General features: G+C 64.6%; 19 protein-coding genes. 14 read left to right on the top strand and 5 right to left on the bottom strand.

The genetic code is table 11. The features are described from left to right. Window positions 1-118 precede the first annotated feature (118 nt). From zwf to WDB71_RS08530, 4 genes are read left to right on the top strand one after another with little or no spacing between them, the layout of a single operon-like run. Window positions 119-1,579 (top strand): glucose-6-phosphate dehydrogenase, encoded by a 1,461-nt coding sequence (zwf, locus tag WDB71_RS08545; RefSeq protein WP_341501162.1) that lies wholly within the window; start codon window positions 119-121, stop codon window positions 1,577-1,579. 9 nt (window positions 1,580-1,588) lie between these two features. After that, the gene (gene pgl, locus WDB71_RS08540) at window positions 1,589-2,299 is read left to right on the top strand and encodes a 6-phosphogluconolactonase (RefSeq protein WP_341501161.1); all 711 of its coding nucleotides are present in this window, start codon (window positions 1,589-1,591) and stop codon (window positions 2,297-2,299) included. Between the two features lie 9 nt (window positions 2,300-2,308). Then, window positions 2,309-4,138 carry a phosphogluconate dehydratase gene (edd, locus tag WDB71_RS08535; protein WP_341501160.1) on the top strand — a complete coding sequence of 610 codons (1,830 nt, stop codon included), beginning with the start codon at window positions 2,309-2,311 and terminating at the stop codon, window positions 4,136-4,138. Beyond that, the gene (locus WDB71_RS08530) at window positions 4,135-4,779 is read left to right on the top strand and encodes a bifunctional 4-hydroxy-2-oxoglutarate aldolase/2-dehydro-3-deoxy-phosphogluconate aldolase (RefSeq protein ID WP_341501159.1); all 645 of its coding nucleotides are present in this window, start codon (window positions 4,135-4,137) and stop codon (window positions 4,777-4,779) included. Before edd ends, WDB71_RS08530 begins: the two co-directional genes overlap by 4 nt. Before the next feature lie 110 nt (window positions 4,780-4,889). Here the strand turns inward: WDB71_RS08530 and gap are convergent, their stop codons facing one another. Next, window positions 4,890-5,894, bottom strand: a complete 1,005-nt coding sequence (gap, locus tag WDB71_RS08525) for a type I glyceraldehyde-3-phosphate dehydrogenase (RefSeq protein WP_341501158.1) — start codon at window positions 5,892-5,894, stop codon at window positions 4,890-4,892. A gap of 162 nt (window positions 5,895-6,056) precedes the next feature. On the opposite strand from gap, the gene msrB reads away from it, so the two are divergent. Beyond that, window positions 6,057-6,458, top strand: coding sequence for a peptide-methionine (R)-S-oxide reductase MsrB (gene msrB, locus WDB71_RS08520; RefSeq protein WP_341501157.1), 402 nt, complete (start codon window positions 6,057-6,059; stop codon window positions 6,456-6,458). Here the strand turns inward: msrB and WDB71_RS08515 are convergent. Continuing rightward, window positions 6,421-7,233, bottom strand: coding sequence for a DUF2989 domain-containing protein (locus WDB71_RS08515; RefSeq protein ID WP_341501156.1), 813 nt, complete (start codon window positions 7,231-7,233; stop codon window positions 6,421-6,423). The genes msrB and WDB71_RS08515 overlap by 38 nt on opposite strands. A gap of 209 nt (window positions 7,234-7,442) precedes the next feature. Here WDB71_RS08515 and WDB71_RS08510 point away from each other — a divergent pair, with 209 nt between their 5' ends. From WDB71_RS08510 to WDB71_RS08470, 9 genes are all read left to right on the top strand, one after another. Then, window positions 7,443-8,882 (top strand): glyceraldehyde-3-phosphate dehydrogenase, encoded by a 1,440-nt coding sequence (locus WDB71_RS08510; RefSeq protein ID WP_341501155.1) that lies wholly within the window; start codon window positions 7,443-7,445, stop codon window positions 8,880-8,882. Window positions 8,883-8,960: 78 nt separating this feature from the next. Then, the gene (locus WDB71_RS08505) at window positions 8,961-9,452 is read left to right on the top strand and encodes a TlpA disulfide reductase family protein (RefSeq protein ID WP_341501154.1); all 492 of its coding nucleotides are present in this window, start codon (window positions 8,961-8,963) and stop codon (window positions 9,450-9,452) included. Between the two features lie 42 nt (window positions 9,453-9,494). Next, window positions 9,495-10,616, top strand: coding sequence for a M14-type cytosolic carboxypeptidase (locus tag WDB71_RS08500; RefSeq protein WP_341501153.1), 1,122 nt, complete (start codon window positions 9,495-9,497; stop codon window positions 10,614-10,616). 120 nt (window positions 10,617-10,736) lie between these two features. Then, complete coding sequence (locus WDB71_RS08495) at window positions 10,737-12,389, top strand: AGCS family amino acid carrier protein (protein WP_341501152.1); 1,653 nt, start codon at window positions 10,737-10,739, stop codon at window positions 12,387-12,389. Window positions 12,390-12,450: 61 nt separating this feature from the next. After that, entirely contained in the window at window positions 12,451-12,774 is a 324-nt protein-coding gene (locus tag WDB71_RS08490; RefSeq protein WP_341501151.1) for a zinc ribbon domain-containing protein, read from the top strand. Further along, complete coding sequence (locus WDB71_RS08485; RefSeq protein WP_341501150.1) at window positions 12,774-13,055, top strand: DUF1315 family protein; 282 nt, start codon at window positions 12,774-12,776, stop codon at window positions 13,053-13,055. Before WDB71_RS08490 ends, WDB71_RS08485 begins: the two co-directional genes overlap by 1 nt. A 186-nt stretch (window positions 13,056-13,241) precedes the next feature. Then, window positions 13,242-14,357 carry a glutamate 5-kinase gene (gene proB / locus WDB71_RS08480; RefSeq protein ID WP_341501149.1) on the top strand — a complete coding sequence of 372 codons (1,116 nt, stop codon included), beginning with the start codon at window positions 13,242-13,244 and terminating at the stop codon, window positions 14,355-14,357. Further along, window positions 14,354-15,604 (top strand): glutamate-5-semialdehyde dehydrogenase, encoded by a 1,251-nt coding sequence (locus tag WDB71_RS08475; RefSeq protein WP_341501148.1) that lies wholly within the window; start codon window positions 14,354-14,356, stop codon window positions 15,602-15,604. Before proB ends, WDB71_RS08475 begins: the two co-directional genes overlap by 4 nt. A 73-nt stretch (window positions 15,605-15,677) precedes the next feature. Continuing rightward, the gene (locus WDB71_RS08470) at window positions 15,678-16,334 is read left to right on the top strand and encodes a hemolysin III family protein (RefSeq protein WP_341501147.1); all 657 of its coding nucleotides are present in this window, start codon (window positions 15,678-15,680) and stop codon (window positions 16,332-16,334) included. 152 nt (window positions 16,335-16,486) lie between these two features. Here the strand turns inward: WDB71_RS08470 and WDB71_RS08465 are convergent, their stop codons facing one another. The 3 genes from WDB71_RS08465 to ansA form a co-directional block, all read right to left on the bottom strand. Continuing rightward, window positions 16,487-17,701 carry a pyridoxal phosphate-dependent aminotransferase gene (locus tag WDB71_RS08465; RefSeq protein WP_341501146.1) on the bottom strand — a complete coding sequence of 405 codons (1,215 nt, stop codon included), beginning with the start codon at window positions 17,699-17,701 and terminating at the stop codon, window positions 16,487-16,489. Between the two features lie 54 nt (window positions 17,702-17,755). Beyond that, window positions 17,756-18,637, bottom strand: a complete 882-nt coding sequence (locus WDB71_RS08460; RefSeq protein ID WP_341501145.1) for a DMT family transporter — start codon at window positions 18,635-18,637, stop codon at window positions 17,756-17,758. A 68-nt stretch (window positions 18,638-18,705) separates the two neighbouring features. Further along, window positions 18,706-19,716 (bottom strand): asparaginase, encoded by a 1,011-nt coding sequence (gene ansA, locus WDB71_RS08455; protein WP_341501144.1) that lies wholly within the window; start codon window positions 19,714-19,716, stop codon window positions 18,706-18,708. Window positions 19,717-19,768: the final 52 nt, after the last annotated feature.

Here is a 19,768-nt window from a genome sequence, read left to right as displayed (position 1 = left end):
GGAAAGTGTCAAAATTAGCCATGGCGGGTAAATTTGCCGTGGACAGGCCCCGCCGGGGTGGGGTTATAATGTTGTAAAATTACAACGTCGCTATCTGTCGGATTGAGAGGTAAGCCACATGAGAGCCGAGGCGGCCAACGGGCCATGCGATCTGGTTCTGTTCGGCATCAAGGGGGATCTGGCCAGGCGCAAGCTGCTGCCGTCCCTCTACCAGCTGGAAAAAGCGTCCCTGCTGCACGAGCAGACCCGCATCATAGGTGTGGCCCGAGACGACGAGGACATCCGCGCCCTGGTCCACCAGGCGCTGAGCACCTTCCTGAAAGAACCCCTGGATGAAGCCGTCTTCGAACGCCTGGCCGAGCGCCTGGGCTATCTGGATCTGGATTTCACCGACAAGGCCGCCTACCAGGGCCTGAAGGGACTGACCGACAACCACAAGCGGGTCATGGTCTGCTACTTCGCCACCCCGCCTTCCTTGTACGGCGACATCTGCCTGGGCCTGAAGACCGCCGACCTCATCGACGAACGGTGCCGGGTGGTGCTGGAAAAGCCCATCGGCCACGATCTGGCCTCCAGCAAGATCATCAACGACCAGGTCAGCCAGTATTTCCAGGAAAGCCAGATCTACCGCATCGACCATTACCTGGGTAAGGAAACGGTGCTCAACCTGCTGGCGCTGCGCTTCGCCAACTCCATCTTCGCCCAGAACTGGGACTACAGCTGCATCGACCATGTGCAGATCACCGTGGCCGAGGAGGTGGGCATAGAAGGGCGCTGGAGCTATTTCGACAAGGCCGGCCAGATGCGCGACATGGTGCAGAACCACCTGCTGCAGATCCTCACCCTGATCGCCATGGAGCCGCCGGTGAGCCTGGACGCCGACGCCATCCGCGACGAAAAGCTCAAGGTGCTCAAGGCGCTCAGGCCCATCAACCAGGCCAATGTCCATGACACCACGGTGCGCGGCCAGTACGGCAGCGGCTTCCTGCGCGGCCAGCCGGTGCCCGGCTACCTGGAAGAGGAAGACGCCAACACCGATTCCAACACCGAGACCTTCGTGGCGCTCAGGGTGGATATCGACAACTGGCGCTGGTCGGGCGTGCCCTTCTACCTGCGTACCGGCAAGCGCATGCCCATCAAGCATTCCGAGGTGGTGATCTACTTCAAGCCCCAGCCCCACAACATCTTCCAGCGCGCCCACCGGGAGCTGCAGCCCAACAAGCTGATCATCCGTCTGCAGCCGGACGAGGGCATCGAGATCCGCATGCTCAACAAGGTGCCGGGCCTGGGCGAAAGCATGCGCCTGCAGCCCACCAAGCTGGATCTGTCCTTCGACGAGACCTTCAAGCAGGCCCGCATTGCCGATGCCTACGAGCGGCTGCTGCTGGAGGCGCTGCTGGGCAACCAGGCGCTGTTCGTACGCCGCGACGAGGTCGAGGAAGCCTGGAAATGGGTGGACGGCATCATAGACGCCTGGGAAACCAGCAACGAGGCGCCCAAGGGCTACCAGGCCGGCACCTGGGGACCTGTGTCCAGCATTGCCCTGATCACCAAGGACGGCCGGTCCTGGGACGAATAGGAGAAGCACATGAGCATTCAATTGCCGGTTAGCAAGGCATTCGAGACCCCAGAGGCCCTTAGCGAGGCCCTGGCCACGCGCATCGCCGAACAGCTGCAGGCCGCCATCGACAGCCGCGGCAAGGCCAGCCTGGTGGTATCTGGGGGCCGCACCCCCATTGGTCTCTTCGAGAAGCTGCGCAAGGCGCGCATCCAGTGGGGCGACGTCTACATCACCCTGGCCGACGAGCGCTGGGTGGACGTGAGCGACGACGCCAGCAACGAGAAGCTGGTCAAGGCGCACCTCCTGAAGGACGCCGCCGCCGCCGCCCACTTCCGCGGCCTCAAGACCCCCCACGCCCGGGCGGAAGAGGGCGTGGCCATGGCCAGCGACTGGCTGTCGAACCTGCCGAGCCCCTTCGACGTGGTGGTGCTGGGCATGGGCAACGACGGCCACACCGCCTCGCTGTTCCCCTGCAGCGCCGAGCTGGCCGAAGGCCTGGATCCGGCCAACCCGGCCCGGCTGCTGGCGGTGCAGCCGACCACGGCGCCGCACCAGCGCATTTCCCTGACCCTGCCGGCCATCCTCAACAGCCGGCAGATCTACCTGCATCTGCAAGGGCCGGAAAAGGCCCAGGTGCTGGCCGAGGCCGCGTCGAGCGACGACGTGACGGCCATGCCCATCCGCGCCGTGCTGGCCCAGAAGGGCACACCCGTGGATATCTACCTCAGCCAGCGCTAAGGAGTTGTTATGCATCCGATCCTGAAGAAGGTCACCGAGCGCGTCATCGAGCGCAGCAAAGAGACCAGGCAGGCCTACCTGGCGGGGATCCGCGCCCAGCAGGCCAAGGGCGTGCACCGCGCGGCCCTGTCCTGCGGCAACCTGGCCCACGGCTTCGCCGCCTGTGGCAAGGCCGACAAGGACGACCTCAAGGCCTTCAACAAGGCCAACGTGGCCATCGTCTCCGCCTACAACGACATGCTGTCGGCCCACCAGCCCTACGAAACCTACCCGGCGCTGATCAAGGACGCGCTGCACGAGGTGGGCTCCGTGGGCCAGTTCGCCGGCGGTGTGCCGGCCATGTGCGACGGCGTCACCCAGGGCCAGCCGGGCATGGATCTCAGCCTGATGAGCCGCGACACCATCGCCATGGCCACCGCCGTGGGCCTGAGCCACAACATGTTCGACGGCGCCCTGATGCTGGGGATCTGCGACAAGATCGTGCCCGGCCTGCTGATGGCCTCGCTGACCTTCGGCCACCTGCCCACCGTGTTCGTGCCCGCCGGCCCCATGCCGTCCGGCCTGCCCAACAAGGAAAAGGCCCGGGTGCGCCAGCTCTACGCCCAGGGCAAGGTGGGCCGCGACGAGTTGCTGGAGGCCGAGTCCCGGTCCTACCACAGCGCCGGCACCTGCACCTTCTACGGCACCGCCAACTCCAACCAGATGATGGTGGAGATCATGGGCCTGCACCTGCCCGGCGCCTCCTTCGTGCAGCCGGGCGACGAACTGCGTGACGCCCTGACCAAGGCCGCCGCCCGCCAGGTGACCCGCCTCACCGAGCTGTCCGGCAACTACAGCCCCATTGCCGACATCGTCGACGAGAAGGCCATCGTCAACGCCATCGTCGGCCTGCTGGCCACCGGCGGCTCCACCAACCACACCATGCACCTGGTGGCCATCGCCCGGGCCGCCGGCATCCAGATCAACTGGGACGACTTCGCCGAGCTGTCCCATGTGGTGCCGCTGTTGACCCGCATCTACCCCAACGGCCAGGCCGACATCAACCACTTCCACGCCGCCGGCGGCATGGCGCTGCTGATCAAGAAGCTGCGCAGGCTGGGGCTGTTGAACGAAGAGGTCAAGACCATAGTGGGCGAGGGCCTGGACAAGTACGAGCAGGAGCCCTTCCTGGAGGACGGCGAGCTGGTCTGGCGGCCCTGTCCCGAGGACAGCGGCGACCCCGACGTGATCGCCGCCAACGGCACCAGCTTCAGCCCCGAAGGGGGCCTGCGCCTGGTGGAGGGCAACCTGGGCCGGGCGGTGATCAAGGTTTCTGCGGTGCGCCAGGACCGCATGGTCATAGAGGCGCCGGCGGTGATCTTCCACTCCCAGCACGAACTGGACGGCGCCTTCAAGGCCGGCAAGCTCAACAAGGACTGCGTGGTGGTGGTGCGCTTCCAGGGGCCCAAGGCCTGCGGCATGCCGGAGCTGCACAAGCTGACCCCGCCGCTGGCGGTGCTGCAGGAGCAGGGCTACAAGGTGGCGCTGCTCACCGACGGCCGCATGTCCGGCGCCTCCGGCAATGTGCCGGCGGCCATCCACCTGACCCCGGAGGCCCTGGACAACCCGGTGCTGGACAAGGTCCGCGAAGGGGATCTGATCCGCATCAACGCCGTAACCGGCGAGTTGAGCCTGCTGGTGGGCGAGGCCGAGCTGGCCAGGCGCCTGCCGGTGTCGGCGGATCTGAGTGCCAACAACCACGGGCTCGGTCGTGAGCTCTTCACCAACCTGCGGCCCCTTCTGTGCGGTGCCGAACAGGGAGCCACCTGGTTCCGCTTCCCCCACGAGGAGTCCCTATGAGCGCAAATTGGCAAGTCAGTCCCGCCCAGGTGGTGGCCGCCAGCCCGGTGATGCCGGTGCTGGTCATTGAGCGCCTGGAAGACGCCGTGCCCCTGGCCAAGGCCCTGGTGGCCGGCGGCATCAAGGTGCTGGAGATCACGTTGCGCAGCGACTGTGCCCTGGCCGCCATCAGCGCCATCAAGGCCGAGGTGCCCGAGGCCCTGGTGGGGGCCGGCACCATCCTCAACGGTGACCAGTACCACCAGGCCGTGGCCGCCGGCGCCGGCTTCGTGATAAGCCCGGGCCTGACTCGCTCCCTGGTGGAGGCGGCCCTGGCCGGCCCGGCGCCGCTGCTGCCCGGGGTCAGCACCATCTCCGAGATCATGACCGGCATGGAGCTGGGCCTGGATCACTTCAAGTTCTTCCCGGCCGAGGCCAGCGGCGGCGCCGCCGCCATCAAGGCCATCGGTGGCCCCATCCCCCAGGTCACCTTCTGCCCCACAGGTGGCATAGGCCCGGACAATGCCGGCCAGTACCTGGCCCTGGCCAATGTGGCCTGTGTCGGCGGCAGCTGGCTGGCCCCCAGGGCGCTGATCCAGGCCGGCGACTGGGACGGCATCACCGAACTGGCCAAGGAGGCGGTGGCCAGCTTCGGCGCCTGAGCCTGGCAGCAACGGCTAGCAAAATGCCGCCCCAGGGCGGCATTTTTTATGGTCGGAAGACGGACACAAAAAAGCGCGGCCCGGGCCGCGCTTTCCTATGGGACTGACCGTCAGGCCTTCATCAGCGCCAGGGTATTGTCCAGCATGCGGTTGGAGAAGCCCCACTCGTTGTCGTACCAGCTCATGACCTTGACCAGGTTGCCCTGGACCTTGGTCTGGGTGGCGTCGAAGTTGGAAGAGTAGGGGATGTGGTTGAAGTCCACGGACACCAGGGGCTCGTCGTTGTAGGACAGCACCTCCGCCAGGGGACCCTGGGCGGCCTTGGCCATGATGGCGTTCACTTCCTCGACCGAGGTCTCGCGGCCGGCCACGAAGGTCAGATCCACCAGGGACACGTTCAGGGTCGGTACCCGCACGGCCATGCCGTCCAGCTTGCCCTTGAGTTCGGGCAGCACCAGGCCGACGGCGGCGGCGGCGCCGGTCTTGGTGGGGATCATGTTCTGGGCGGCGGCGCGGGCCCGGTGCAGATCCGAGTGGTAGACGTCGCTCAGGCGCTGGTCGTTGGTGTAGGCGTGGATGGTGGTCATCAGGCCATTGCTCAGGCCCAGCTCGTCGCTGAGCGGCTTGGCCAGGGGTGCCAGGCAGTTGGTGGTGCAGGAGGCGTTGGAGATGATCTGCATGTCGCCGGTCAGCACCTGGTGGTTGACGCCGTAGACCACGGTGGCGTCCACGTCCTTGCCGGGGGCGGAGATGATCACCTTCTTGGCGCCGGCGGCCAGGTGGGCGGCGGCGGCGTCGCGTTTGGTGAAGATGCCGGTGCACTCGTAGACCACATCCACGCCCAGGGCGCCCCAGGGCAGCTTGCTGGGATCGCGCTCGGAGAAGGTCAGGATCTCATTGCCATTGACGTACAGGGCCTTGTCGGTGTGCTCCACCTTGGCGGCGAAACGGCCATGGGCGGTGTCATACTTGGTCAGGTGGGCGTTGACGTGGGCATCGCCCAAATCATTGATGGCGACGATCTGGATGTCGTAGGCTTTCTCGGCCTCATGGAGTGCGCGCAGGATATTGCGGCCGATACGGCCGTAGCCATTGATTGCAACCTTGATAGTCATGGCGATTGTCCTCGAACGATGCGAAACGGTAGTAAAATTACAAAATAACCCGCTTCGGTCAAGTGTTCATTGTGGTGGATCAGGGCTTTGCTGGCTTTTTATGAAAGAAAGTTTCACGAGATCCGCCGTTATCACTACAAGCATAGATGAACGGAGTCAGGCATGACCAAAATGGGCTGGAAGGGGCCGCTGAGCCCCCTGGCGGAGGCGGTGACCCAGCAGGGCGCCACCGAGCCGCCCTTCAGCGGCGAGTACCTGGAGCAGTGGCAAGGGGGTGTTTATCACTGCGTCTGCTGTGGTGCGGCGCTGTTTCATTCCGAGAGCAAGTTCGACGCCGGTTGCGGCTGGCCGTCCTTCTTCGAGGCGGTAGGGGAGGGGGCGGTACGTTACCTGGAGGATCTCAGCCACGGCATGGTGCGCACCGAGATCCGCTGCGGCGGCTGCGATGCCCACCTGGGCCATGTCTTTGACGACGGCCCGCCGCCCACCGGCCGCCGTTACTGCCTGAACTCGGTGGCGCTGGCCTTTATTGCCGGTGATCGATCATCGCCAGCTCAGGGGTGAATGCGTTGTCCTGGATGGCATCCAGGATACGATCGGCGCGCTTGCCCAGCTCCCCGAGCAGCTTCTGGTCCCGCAGCAGCTGCCCTTCCAGCAGGTTGAAGTTGGTGTCCAGCACGCCACTTTCCTTGGAGATCAGCGCCCAGACATAGGCTTCGCGGAAACGGCGCTCCTGCTGGCTGAGGCTGGCCAGGCTGTGGTAGATGTCCGGGCTGACCTCGTCGCCTTTCTTCTTCAGGGACAGGGCCTCCAGCAGCAGGCGGATGGTCTTGGGCCTGTCGAGCTTGGAATAGTAGGAGGCCAGCATCTCCTTGAGCTCCAGGCTGTCCAGGGCGCCGGTGCCCTCCAGGGCCAGGAAGGCCCGCTGCGCCTCCATGTCGCCGAAGCGGGACAGGCGGTAATAGAGCAGGTGGGGTTCGGTGCTGTCCTTGATCTCGGCCTGACGTTTCTTGATGGCCGCCAGGGAATTGAGGTAGGCGCTGCCCCTGTCGCTCTGCTTTTCCTTGCTCTTGTGGTGGGTGATGCCGGCGGCCAGGCGGATACAGTCGCTGTATTCCTCCAGATCCACCAACAGCCGGTAGCGCAGCAGATCCTGCTGCTGATTGGCGGTGATCAGCTCAAAGCGGCTGCGAATGACGTCGGCGCGCTCGTAGCGGCACCAGCCGTCGCTGTTGAGATCGGCACAGAGTTCGGGGTGATCTTCGCAGATGGAGCGGATCGGCTTGGCGGTATCGCAGGCTACCAACAGCAAGGGCATCAACAGGGCAAGGGAACGCATCGGCAAGCAGCACCTTAGGGAAACCTCGGCACAGTTTGGCAAAGTCTTCGACTTGGGCGCAAGAGAAAGGCTCGGGAATATGGCGAAACCGATTTCCCTTGGGTACAATTGCCGCGCCCGCCCGCCAGAGGCGGCACCTTACCCTACAAATTGCGACCACTAGTCAACTCGCCGCGGTCGCCGGCAACGTGAAACAAAAGGAAAAGGTAATGAGCGACACCCAACCGGACAAGTATCTGAAAAGCTGGCAGGAGCGTCAGGAACTGGCCGAGAAAATGCAGCCGCTGATCGGCAAGCTGTATCGTGAGTTTGGCGTGGAACTGGTGGTTTACGGTAAGCCGTTGCTCAATGCCTCCACCATCGACATCATCAAGGCCCACCGCAGCGTACGCCAGTTCGAAGGCGAGAAACTGCGCCTGCGCGAAAGCTTCCCGCTGCTGGAAGCCCTGTCCGGTCTGAAGCTGACCCCGGCCCGCGTCGACCTGGGCAAGCTGGCCGTCAACTACCTGGCCAACCACGGCGACAAGACCCCGGAAGCCTTCCTGGGTGAAGAGCTGGCCGACATCATCGACAAGGATGACAACATCCCGGCCCGCGACGTCGTCCTGTACGGCTTCGGCCGCATCGGCCGCCTGCTGGCCCGCCTGCTTATCGAGCGCACCGGCCCCAGCAACAAGATGCCCCTGCGCGCCATCGTGGTTCGCGGCGGCCGCGACGGCGACCTGGAAAAGCGCGCCAGCCTGCTGCGCCGCGACTCCATCCACGGTCCCTTCAACGGCTCCATCTGGGTTGACGAAGAAGAGAACGCCATCGTTGCCAACGGCTGCTACATCAAGGTGATCTACGCCAACCAGCCGGAAGACATCGACTACACCCAGTACGGCATCAACGACGCCCTGATCATCGACAACACCGGTGTGTTCAAGGACGAAGAAGCCCTGAGCCGTCACCTCAAGGCCAAGGGCGCCGCCAAGGTGCTGCTGACCGCACCCGCCGGCGGCAACCTCAAGAACATCGTCTACGGCGTCAACAACGGTGACATCAGCTCCGACGACCGCATCATCTCCGCGGCCTCCTGTACCACCAACGCCATCACCCCGGTACTCAAGGCCCTGCACGACAAGTTCGGCATCAAGAACGGCCACGTGGAAACCGTGCATTCCTACACCAACGACCAGAACCTGATCGACAACTACCACAAGGCCGATCGCCGTGGTCGCAGCGCCGCCCTGAACATGGTCATCACCAGCACAGGTGCCGCCAAGGCCGTCGCCAAGGCCCTGCCGGAGCTCAAGGGCAAGTTGACCGGTAACGCCATCCGCGTCCCGACCCCCAACGTGTCCATGGCCATCCTGAACCTGAACCTGGAACAGGGCACCACGGTAGAAGAGCTGAACGCCTTCCTGCGTGATACCTCCATGTTCTCGGATCTGCGTGACCAGATCGACTTCACCGCCTCCACCGAGATCGTCTCCTCCGATCTGGTGGGCTCCCGCTACGCCGGCGTGGTCGACTCCGAAGCCACCATAGTGGACGGTGAGCGCGTGGTGCTGTACGTCTGGTACGACAACGAGTTCGGTTACTCCTGTCAGGTGGTCCGTGTGGCCCAGGACATGGCCGGCCTGAACTTCCCCAGCCTGCCTCACTAAGGCAAGCTCCGACGAAAAAGGCGCCTCTGGCGCCTTTTTTATTGCAAGCATTACGGTAAAAAAACTGTCTGGATAAGCATGAAGGCATTGCTCCCCTACCTGAAACTGCTGCTGGTATTCGGCGCTTTCTACTGGCTGATGGCCACCTGGAAGGAGTCGCCCATGCTCGAGGCCGGCCAGGGCACCCAGGCCCGGCAGCTGGTTACCCTGAGCGGGCAACCCATGGTGCTGGGCGGCCCCACCGACAAGCCGACCCTGGTTTACTTCTTTGCACCCTGGTGCAGCATCTGTCGCCACTCCATCCCCAACCTGCAGGCCCTGGCGGCAGGGGAGGGGGACTGGCGGGCCCTGACCGTGGCCCTGGACTTTGACAGCCACCAGCAGGTGCAGGACTTCGTCGATCAGACCGGCCTGACCCTGCCGGTGCTGCTGGGGGATGGAGCCCTGGCCAGCGCCTGGCAGGTGCCCGGCTACCCGGCCTACTACGTACTGGACGAGGCCGGCACCATCAAGGCCCGCAACCTCGGCTATTCCACCCGGCTGGGCCTATGGCTGAGGGCGCCCAGGTGATAAGCTCTTGGCGACTTTCAACCACAGGCAAAGGATTTCTCCATGCACATCTCTGCCGGTTTTGACAGCGGTAACATCCAGGTGCTACGCGCTGAGCGCCCGGACGACATCGAACTGCATATTCGCAAGGACAACGCGTCCGACTTCTACCAGTGGTTCCACTTCCGGGTCCACGCCGAGGCCCAGCAGGAGCTGGTGATGCGCATCACCAATGCCGGCGGCGCCGCCTACAGCCCCAAGGGCTGGGAAGGCTACCAGGCGGTGGCCTCCTACGACCGCCATACCTGGTTCCGGGTGCCCACCAGCTTCGACGGCCAGACCCTGACCATTGAGCACACCCAGGAAGAGGCCATCTGCTACTACGCCTACTTCGCCCCTTATTCCTGGGAGCGCCACCAGGATCTGCTGGCCGCCGCCCAGGACGGCGTGCTGTGCAAGGCCAGCCACCTGGGCGAGACCCTGGACGGCCGCGAGATGACCCTGCTCACCGTCGGCGACGAAGCCAGCGCCAAACGCAAGATCTGGATCATCGCCCGCCAGCACCCCGGCGAAACCATGGCCGAATGGTTCATGGAAGGCCTGCTGGACCGGCTGCTGGACGACGAGGACGGCGTGGCCCGGGCCCTGCTTAAGGACAACGTCTTCTACATAGTCCCCAACATGAACCCGGACGGCTCGGTGCGCGGCCACCTGCGCACCAACGCCCTGGGCATGAACCTGAACCGGGAATGGGCCGAGCCGACCATGGACAAGAGCCCGGAAGTCTTCCTGGTGCGCCAGGCCATGCTCGACAAGGGCTGCGATCTCTTCCTGGACATCCATGGCGACGAGGGCCTGCCCTACAACTTCGTGGCCGGCTGCGAAGGCATCCCCAGCTTCGACGAGCGCCACAAGGGCCTGCAGGACAGCTTCAAGGCGGCCCTGCTGGCGGTGACCCCCGAGTTCCAGACCGTCTACGGCTACGACATCGACGAGCCGGGCAAGGCGGATCTGCGCATCGCCGCCAACTGGGTGGGCGAGCAGTTCAAGTGCCTGTCCTATACGATAGAGATGCCGTTCAAGGACAATGCCGATCTGCCCGACGAGGCCTACGGCTGGTCCCCGGCCCGTTGTGGCCAGCTGGGCCAGGACGTGCTGGCGGCGCTGTGGAAGCACCTTGGCTGAAGGGTCTTTTCCTAAGGCGAAGAGGGGCTGCCGCGGCGGCCCCTTTTTCTTGTTAACAGCTGGTTAATGTGGCAGTCTGAGCCTTCCCAAAAAAGCAACAACATCAACAGGTGCGCAGCCATGGAAGCCTTTAACAGTCTGCTGCTGACCCTGGACGGATTCCTGGGCAGTGCGCCCTGGTTCCCCTTCGTCCTGCTCGGCGTCGGCCTCTTCTTCACCCTCTATCTGGGATTCCCCCAGATCCGCTACTTCGGCCGGGCCTGGAAGGTGGTCAGCGGCAAGTACGACCACAGCCACAGCCCGGGCGATACCTCCCACTTCCAGGCCCTGACCACGGCCCTGTCCGGCACCGTCGGTACCGGCAACATCGGCGGCGTGGCCTTCGCCATCTTCCTTGGCGGCCCGGCGGCGCTGTTCTGGATGTGGATGACCGCCTTCTTCGGCATGACCACCAAGTTCGTGGAAGTGACCCTGTCCCACAAGTACCGTGACAAGGCCCCGGACGGCACCATGTCCGGCGGCCCCATGTACTACATGGACAAGCGCCTGAACATGAAATGGCTGGCGGTGATCTTCGCCGTGGCCACGGTGATCTCCTCCTTCGGCACCGGCAACCTGCCCCAGAGCAACAACATCGCCCAGGGCATGGAGGCCACCTTCGGCATAGCCCCGGAGATCACCGGCGGCGTGCTCGGCGTGCTGCTGGCCATGGTGATCCTGGGCGGCATCCACCGCATCGCCAAGGTCACCTCCAAGATAGTGCCGATCATGGCCTTCCTGTACGTCGTTGGTGCCCTGGCGGTGATCGCCATGAACATCGACAACCTGGTGCCGTCCTTCCTGGCGGTGTTCCGTGACGCCTTCACCGGCTCCGCCGCCGCCGGCGGCTTCCTGGGCGCCAGCTTCGCCTACGCCTTCAACCGCGGCGTCAACCGGGGCCTGTTCTCCAACGAGGCCGGCCAGGGCTCGGCGCCCATCGCCCACGCCTCGGCCCGGGCCGACGAACCGGTGTCCGAGGGCATGGTGTCCATCCTGGAGCCCTTCATCGACACCATCATCATCTGTACCCTCACCGGCATGGTGATCCTGAGCTCAGGTGTCTGGACCGAGAAGTTCGAGAACAGCTTCCAGCGCGCCGACATGGTGATCCTGGACGGCAGGTACAGCGACCAGGTGGACGAGGATCGCCAGAGCCTGTTCACTTACCTCAACGGCATGGAAAGCGACATCCAGGCCTACAACGGCAAGATCACCGTGGTGGAAGGGCGCAGCCAGGATGCGGTCACCGTCATCAACGCCCGCTCCGTGGCCGAGGACGTGCGCTTTCGGGTCGGCGACCACCCCTATACCGGGGTGCTGGACATCGCCGACGGCATGCTGGTCGATCCGGACGTGAACGTGGTGGGCAAGTCGCTGATCCACTCGGCGGATCTCACCACCAAGGCCTTCACCAAGGGCTATTTCGGCGAATACGGCCAGTACATCGTTTCCATCGGCCTGCTGCTGTTCGCCTTCTCCACCGCCATCGCCTGGTCCTACTACGGCGACAGGGCCATGATCTACCTGGTGGGCTACAGAGGCGTGATGCCATACCGGGTGCTCTACGTGGCCGGCTTCGTGGTGGCCGCCTTCTCCGATACCACCATGGTGTGGAACCTGGCGGCGGTGGCCATCGTGCTGATGGCGCTGCCCAACCTGTTCGGCATCCTGATGCTGTCCAGGGAGATGAAGCAGACGGTCAGGGACTACTGGCACGACACCAAGGACAAATGAGCAGAGGCGCCGAAAGGCGCCTTTTTTGTTATAGTGGCGCCACTGAAATCAGGAGGCCCCTATGGCGATCATCCGCTGCTACAACTGCGGCAAGCGCATCTCCGACAAGGCAGAACTCTGCCCCCATTGCGGCACCACCCACAGCAAGGACCCGGAAGTCCAGGCCAGGGCCGCCAAGCTCAAGGCATTGGAAGAGCAGCAGAAGCTCAACAACTACTCCATGGTGGCGTTGCTGCTGTTTCTGGTCGGCGGCTTCCTGTTCTCGGTCTGGAGCGATCACCCCCGGCTGGACTGGGTGGCCAGGGGCCTGATGGCATTGGGTTTTGTCGCCTACATCGGGGTCAGGGCACGCATGCTGTGGCTCAAGAACATGAGGAAGCATTGATGGATATCCGTGAGATGGTCAAGGGCCTGGACGAGGCCGCCTACCTGCGCCTGCGCGACGCCGCCGAAACCGGCAAGTGGCTGGACGGCGCCGTGCTCAGCGAGGAGCAGCGCGGCAACTGCATGCAGCTGGTGATGGCCTACCAGGCCGTCCATTTCGAGCAGCACCAGCACATGGAGATAGGCCCGGACGGCGAGATGGTCATGAAGACCAAGCGCGAGCTCAAGGCCCAGTTCACCGGCGTGGTGGAGCAGGAAATCATGCGCTGCAAGACCGACTGACGAGCTGGCCAGGGCCGATCAGGAAGGGGAGCCAGGGGCTCCCCTTTTTAGTGCTCACTTGCCGTTTTATTCCAGGGCAAACGAGGTGCTTTGCCACAATTTGGATAGTGATGGCCTTTTTCGGCTCGTCTTGTCATCAAAAACGTTCGTGCTAGAATGATGTCCGTTTTTCAGCAGGGAGAGGTTATGCAAGTTCCCCAATGGCAACGGGCGGTGCTGAAGGTCGGCAGTGCCCTGATCGCCCCGGACGGCCAGGGCTGCAGCGGCAGGTATGCCCTGGCCATCGCCACCTTTGTCACCCAGTGCCGGGCCCAGGGCAAGGAGTTGGTGCTGGTGTCGTCCGGCAGCGTGGCGGCGGGCCGGCGCTGTTTCGATTTTCCCCACCAGCAGCTGCCCATCCATGTGCGCAAGGCCATGGCCTCGGTGGGCCAGAACGAGATGATGGCCAACTGGTCCCGCTTCTTCGACTTTCCCTGTGCCCAGGTGCTGCTCACCCATGGCGATCTGCGGGACAGAACCCGCTACGTCAGCGTCCAGGACACCCTCAACACCCTGCTCGAGCACGGTTGCCTGCCCATCGTCAACGAGAACGACGCCGTGGCCACGGACGAGCTCAGGGTGGGGGACAACGACAACCTGGCGGCCATGGTGGCCACAGTGGTGGATGCCGATGCCCTGTTCATCCTCTCGGACGTGGACGGCCTCTTTGATCGGGATCCCAATAGCCACCCGGATGCCAAACTGCTGCCGGTGGTGGAGCGCATAGATGAACAGATCCACGCCATGGCCGGTGGCACCCGCAACCAAATCGCCACCGGCGGCATGAAGACCAAGATAGAGGCGGCGGAAAAGGCCACCAGCCACGGCGTGGACACCTATATCTTCAATGGCGGCAACTCCCAATGCCTGGCGACGCTGCTGGCCGGGGAGAACCCCGGCACCCTGTTCAGGGCCCATCGGGATCCCCTGAGCAACCGCAAGCACTGGCTGCGCCATACCCTCAAGGCCCAGGGCAGGGTGCTGGTGGACGAGGGCGCCGCCCTGGCGCTGATCCGCGACGGCGCTTCGCTGCTTGGCAGCGGCATCGTCGAGGTGCAGGGCGACTTCGAGCGGGGCGATGCGGTGGTGATCTGCCAGCAGGATCAGGCCAGGCCCCTGGCCAAGGGCATCAGCAGGTACAGCGCCTGGGAGCTGGCCCACGTCAAGGGCCGCCACAGTGACGATATTGATCATCCGATGGGTGCACAGGGACGCTCGGCCGTGATACACAGAGACGACATGATGATTTTGGAGGCGCAATGATGAACCTGGCCGAACAACTGGCCCGTGGAGCCGCCCGGGCAGCCGAGACCTTGGCGGCCCTGGATACCGACAACAAGAATGCCGTGCTGATGACCATGGCCGAGGCCCTGCGCCGGCACCATGGCCCCATCCTGGCCGCCAACGAACGGGATCTGGCCGCCGGCCGTGACAAGGGCCTCAGCGACGCCATGCTGGATCGGCTGCGCCTGGATGGCGGCCGTATCGACGCCATGGCCGACGCCATCGAGCAGATCGTGGCCCTGGCGGATCCGGTGGGCCAGCGCCGGCCCGTGGAAACCCGGCCCAACGGCCTGCGCATCGACAAGATGCGCATTCCCCTTGGGGTCATCTGCATGATCTACGAGGCCAGGCCCAATGTCACCGCCGATGCCGGCGCCCTGTGCTTCAAGTCCGGCAACGCCGTGATCCTGCGCTGTGGCCGCGAGGCCCTGGGCTCCAGCCTGGCCATTGCCGAGGTGCTGCACCAGGCCCTGGACAGCCACGGTTTGCCCAGGGAAATCATCACAGTGGTGCCGGATCCGGACCGCGAGCTGCTGCTGGCCCTGCTCAAGCAGCGGGACCATATCGACCTGGTGATCCCCAGGGGCGGCGAGGGGCTGATCCACTTCGTGACCGACAACAGCCAGATCCCGGTGATCCAGCACTTCAAGGGGGTCTGCCACCTCTATGTGGACGGCGATGCCGATCTGGACATGGCGCTTGGGCTGCTGATGAACGGCAAGACCCAGCGCACCGGCGTCTGCAACGCCCTGGAAGGACTGCTGGTGGACCAGGCCATCGCCGAGCGCTTCCTGCCCATGGCCGCCAAGGCCCTGGCCGAGAAGGGCGTCAAGCTCCATGCCTGTGAACAGAGCCTGGCTTATTTCGACGGCGCCGAGGCCATGGCCGAGGACGATTTCGGCCAGGAGTACCTGGCCCTGGAGCTGGCGGTGCGGGTGGTGGACGGCCTGGACGGCGCCCTGGCGCACATCAAGCGCTTCGGCTCCCATCACACCGAGGTGATCTGCACCCGGGATCAGGCCAGGGCGGCCCGTTTCCAGCGCCTGGTGGACGCGGCCGTGGTGATGCACAACGCCTCGTCCCGTTTTTCGGACGGCGGTGAGCTGGGCCTGGGCGCCGAGATCGGCATCTCCACCACCAAGCTCCATGCCTACGGCCCCATGGGCCTGGAGTCCTTGACCTGCGAGAAATTCGTGGTCGCCGGGGCAGGGCAGGTGCGCGAATAGCCATAAAAATGCCGCCATCGGGCGGCATTTTCCAGGTATGATGGGGCAAGTCCGGATAACAACCAAAACAGCCATGACGACCCAATACAGCGCCGGCGAGGAGCTGGCCAACGCCATCACCCATGGCCTGGGCATTGTCGCCTCGGTGGCGGCCGGTGCCATCCTCATCGCCCTGTCCGCCCTCTGGGGGGGTGACGCCTGGCAAATCGTCAGCGCCAGCGTCTTTGTGGTGGCGCTGATCCTGGTCTATACCGCCTCCACCCTCTACCACGCCATACCCTTCGAGGGCGTCAAGGCCAAGCTGAAGGTGTTCGACCACTGCGCCATCTTCGTGCTTATTGCCGGCACCTATACCCCCTTCACCCTGGTGGGACTGCGCGGGCCCTGGGGCTGGAGCCTGTTCGGGGTGATCTGGGGCCTGGCGGCCCTGGGCATCATCTTCAAGCTGTTCTTCACCGGTCGTTTCCGGCGCTTGTCGGTGGGGATCTACGTGCTGATGGGCTGGCTGGTGGTGGTCGCCATCAAGCCGATGATGGAGCAGCTGTCCGCCACCACCCTGATCTGGCTGGTGGCCGGCGGCATCGCCTATACCCTGGGCACCCTGTTCTACCTGAACAGGCGCATTCCCTATGGCCATGCCATCTGGCACCTGTTCGTGCTGGGCGGCAGCATCTGCCACTATGTGGCCGTCACCACCCAGGTGTTGCCGGCGGTAGCCTCTACCAGCTGACGTATGGCAGCGGTCACCACCCAGGTGTTGCCGGCGACAGCCTCTGCCGGCTGACGTATGGCAGCGGTCACCACCCAGGTGCTGCCGGCGGCAGCCTCCAGCTGACGCAAAAAGCCCTGTCATGAAAAAGGGGAGCCTCAGGCTCCCCTTTCTTATCCCCTGAGCCGGGCCAGGAAGCGGCCCAGGCGGCCTATGGCCTCCTCCAGCTGCTGCACGGACGGCAGGGTCACCAGCCGCAGGTGATCGGGCCTGGGCCAGTTGAAGCCGGTACCCTGGACCACCAGCAGCTTCTCCTGCAGCAGCAGATCCAGCACCAGCTGCTGGTCGTCCTTAATGGGGTAGACGGCCGGATCCAGCCGGGGGAAGAGGTAGAGGGCGCCCTTGGGCTTGGTGCAGGACACGCCGGGAATGGCGTTGACCATCTCCCAGGCCTGATCCCGCTGCTCCTTGAGGCGGCCGCCGGGCAGCACCAGCTCCCTGATGCTCTGGTGGCCGCCCAGGGCCGCCTGGATGGCGTGCTGGGTGGCCACATTGCCGCACAGGCGCATGGAGGCCAGCATGTCCAGGCCCTCGATATAGCCGCCGGCGCCGCCCTTGTTGCCGCTCAGCATCATCCAGCCCTGGCGGAAGCCGGCGGCGCGGTAGGCCTTGGACAGGCCGTTGAAGGTCACCACCAGCACGTCCTCGCAGAGGCTGGCCAGGGGGACGTGCTCGGCGTCGTCGTAGAGGATCTTGTCGTAGATCTCGTCGGCGAACAGCACCAGGTTGTGGCGGCGGGCCAATGCCACCAGCTTTTCCAGGTGGGCGCGGTCATAGACGGCGCCGGTGGGGTTGTTGGGGTTGATGATCACCAGGCCCTTGGTGTTGGGGCCTATCTTGTTCTCGATGTCCTGGAGATCCGGGTACCAGTCGTTGTCCTCGTCGCAGAGGTAGTGGCGGGCGGTGCCGCCGGACAGGGTGACGGCGGCCGTCCACAGCGGGTAGTCGGGGGCCGGGATCAGCACCTCGTCGCCGTCGTTAAGCAGTGCCTGCATGGCCATCATGATCAGCTCGGAGACGCCGTTGCCGATGTAGACGTCTTCCACGTCCACGCCGCGTACCCCCCTGTCTTCGTAATGCTGGACCACGGCCCGGCGCGCCGAGAACAGCCCCTTGGAGTCGCAGTAGCCGGCGCTGGCCGGCAGGTTGTGGACCACGTCCTGGATCAGCTCAGGCGGCGCCTCGAAGCCGAAGGGGGCCGGGTTGCCGATGTTGAGCTTGATGATGCGATGACCTTCGTCCTCGAGGCGGTGGGCCTCCTTGAGCACGGGGCCGCGGATGTCGTAACAGACGTTGTCGAGCTTATGGGAACGTACTACCTCGGTCATGGGGCTGGGGGTTGGTGGGCCGTCCCAGCACCATGACCTCGGACCTGTTTTTTGTCAATGGCCTTTGGGGCCCAGCTGCTGCACGCCAAGACTGGCCAGGATGAAGCACAGGCCCACCAGGGTGGAGGGCAGTATGGCTTCGCCCACCAGGGTGGCCAGCAGCGCCAGGGACAGCAGCGGCGAGATGAAGATCAGGTTGGAGATCCGCGCCGTGTTGGAGGTCAGGCGCATGGCCATCAGCCACAGCAGGAAGGCAAAACCCATCTCGAAGGCGCCGATATAGACGGCCCCCAGCACTCCCTGCCAGGGGAACTGCCACTGGCCCTGGTACCAAAGCACCGCGATGATGGCCGGCAGGCCAAGCAGGAAGCCCAGCAGCAGGCTGATCACGGCGTCGCCCTGGTGGCGGGTGTTGAGGATCCAGTAACAGGCCCAGAGCAGGGTGGACAGCAGCGCCAGGGCCACGCCCAGGGGGTTGTCGAACTGCAGGGCAAGCACCTCGCCCTTGGTGGCGATCACCAGTACCCCGAGATAGGACAGGCCAATGGCCAGCCAGTCCAGGCGGCGGATGCGGTGGCCCAGGAAGGGCACCGACAGCAGCGTCAGGGTCACCGCCCAGGTGTAGTTGAGGGCCTGGGCCTGCTGGGCCGGCAGCAGATCGTAGGCGGCGAACAGCACCAGGTAGTAGAGGAAGGGATTGATCAGGCCCAGGCTCAGGAAGTAGCCGGGCCTTTCCCTGAGGTAGCGGCCCAGCAGCGGCAGGGCGCCGCGCCGGTAGGCCACGGAGCCCAGTACCCCGATGCTGGTCAGGGAGGCCACCAGCAGCATCTGCACCGGCGTCAGCAGCGCCAGGGTCAGCTTGAAGGCGCTGGCAACGGTGGACCACATCAGCACGGCGGCCAGGCCGCACAGCAGTGCCTTGCGTTCGTTGTTCAAGTCTTCATGTCCAGACGTCCAAACAGGAGGCCGCTAAGGTACTCCAAGGCGGCCCGGGCCGCAACGGCTCAGTGGCTCAGCTCGCCGCGCAGGTCCCTGACCATCTGGGCGCGGATCTGCTCCGGGTCCAGCTCCTGGCTGAGCAGGAAGTGCAGCTTGGTCAGGGCCGCCTCCATGGTCATGTCGTGGCCGGAGATCACCCCGGCGCTGGCCAGGCCGGAGCCGGTGGCATAGCCGCTCATGTTGACGCTGCCCTTGAAGCACTGGGACAGGTTGACGATCACCACGCCGCGCTCGGAGGCCTCCTTGAGGGCGCCCAGCAGCCTGGGGTTGGAGGGGGCGTTGCCGACGCCGTAGGTCTGCAGGATCAGCGCCTTGACCGGCTGCTGGATCACGTGCTCGATGATCACCGGGTCGATGCCCGGGTAGAGGCGCACCACGCCGATGGGCTGGGGGGTGATCTCGTGGACCTTGAGCTTGCGGCCCAGGGGCTCGGCGATGACGCCGGCCACCTGCTTGATGTGGATCCCGGCCTCGACCAGGGGCGCCATGTTGGGGGAGGCGAAGGCGTCGAAACCGTCGGCATGGGCCTTGGTGCAGCGGTTGCCCCGGTACAGCTTGTGGTTGAAGAACAGGCTCACCTCCGGCACCGGGTACTCGGCGGCCAGGTACAGGGCGGTGAGCAGGTTCTCCTGGCCGTCGGAGCGCAGCGCCGACAGCGGGATCTGGGAGCCGGTGACGATGACCGGCTTGTCCAAGTCTTCGAGCATGAACGACAGCGCCGAGGCGGTATAGGCCATGGTGTCGGTGCCGTGCAGGATCACGAAGCCGTCGTACTGGTCGTACTGATCGCGGATATCGTTGGCGATGCGCTGCCAGTCGGCCGGGGTCATGTCGGAGGAGTCGATCAGCGGGCTGTATTCGTGGATATGGAAGGCCGGCATCTCCGGGCGGTGGAATTCGGCATGGCTGTTGACGCTGTCCACCAGGAAGCCGGGCACACAGATATAGCCCTGCTCGGACATCTGCATGCCGATGGTGCCGCCAGTGTAGGCTACATAGATGCGTTTCTTGCTCATGCCGGACTCCTTGAACCTGATCGCCGGCATTATAAAAGAAAAGCCGGGCTGG

This window comes from Gallaecimonas sp. GXIMD4217 (assembly GCF_038087665.1).
Classification (GTDB): domain Bacteria; phylum Pseudomonadota; class Gammaproteobacteria; order Enterobacterales; family Gallaecimonadaceae; genus Gallaecimonas.
The sequence above is the reverse complement of the archived record's forward strand: the minus strand, read 5'-3'. Positions and strand labels throughout refer to the sequence as shown.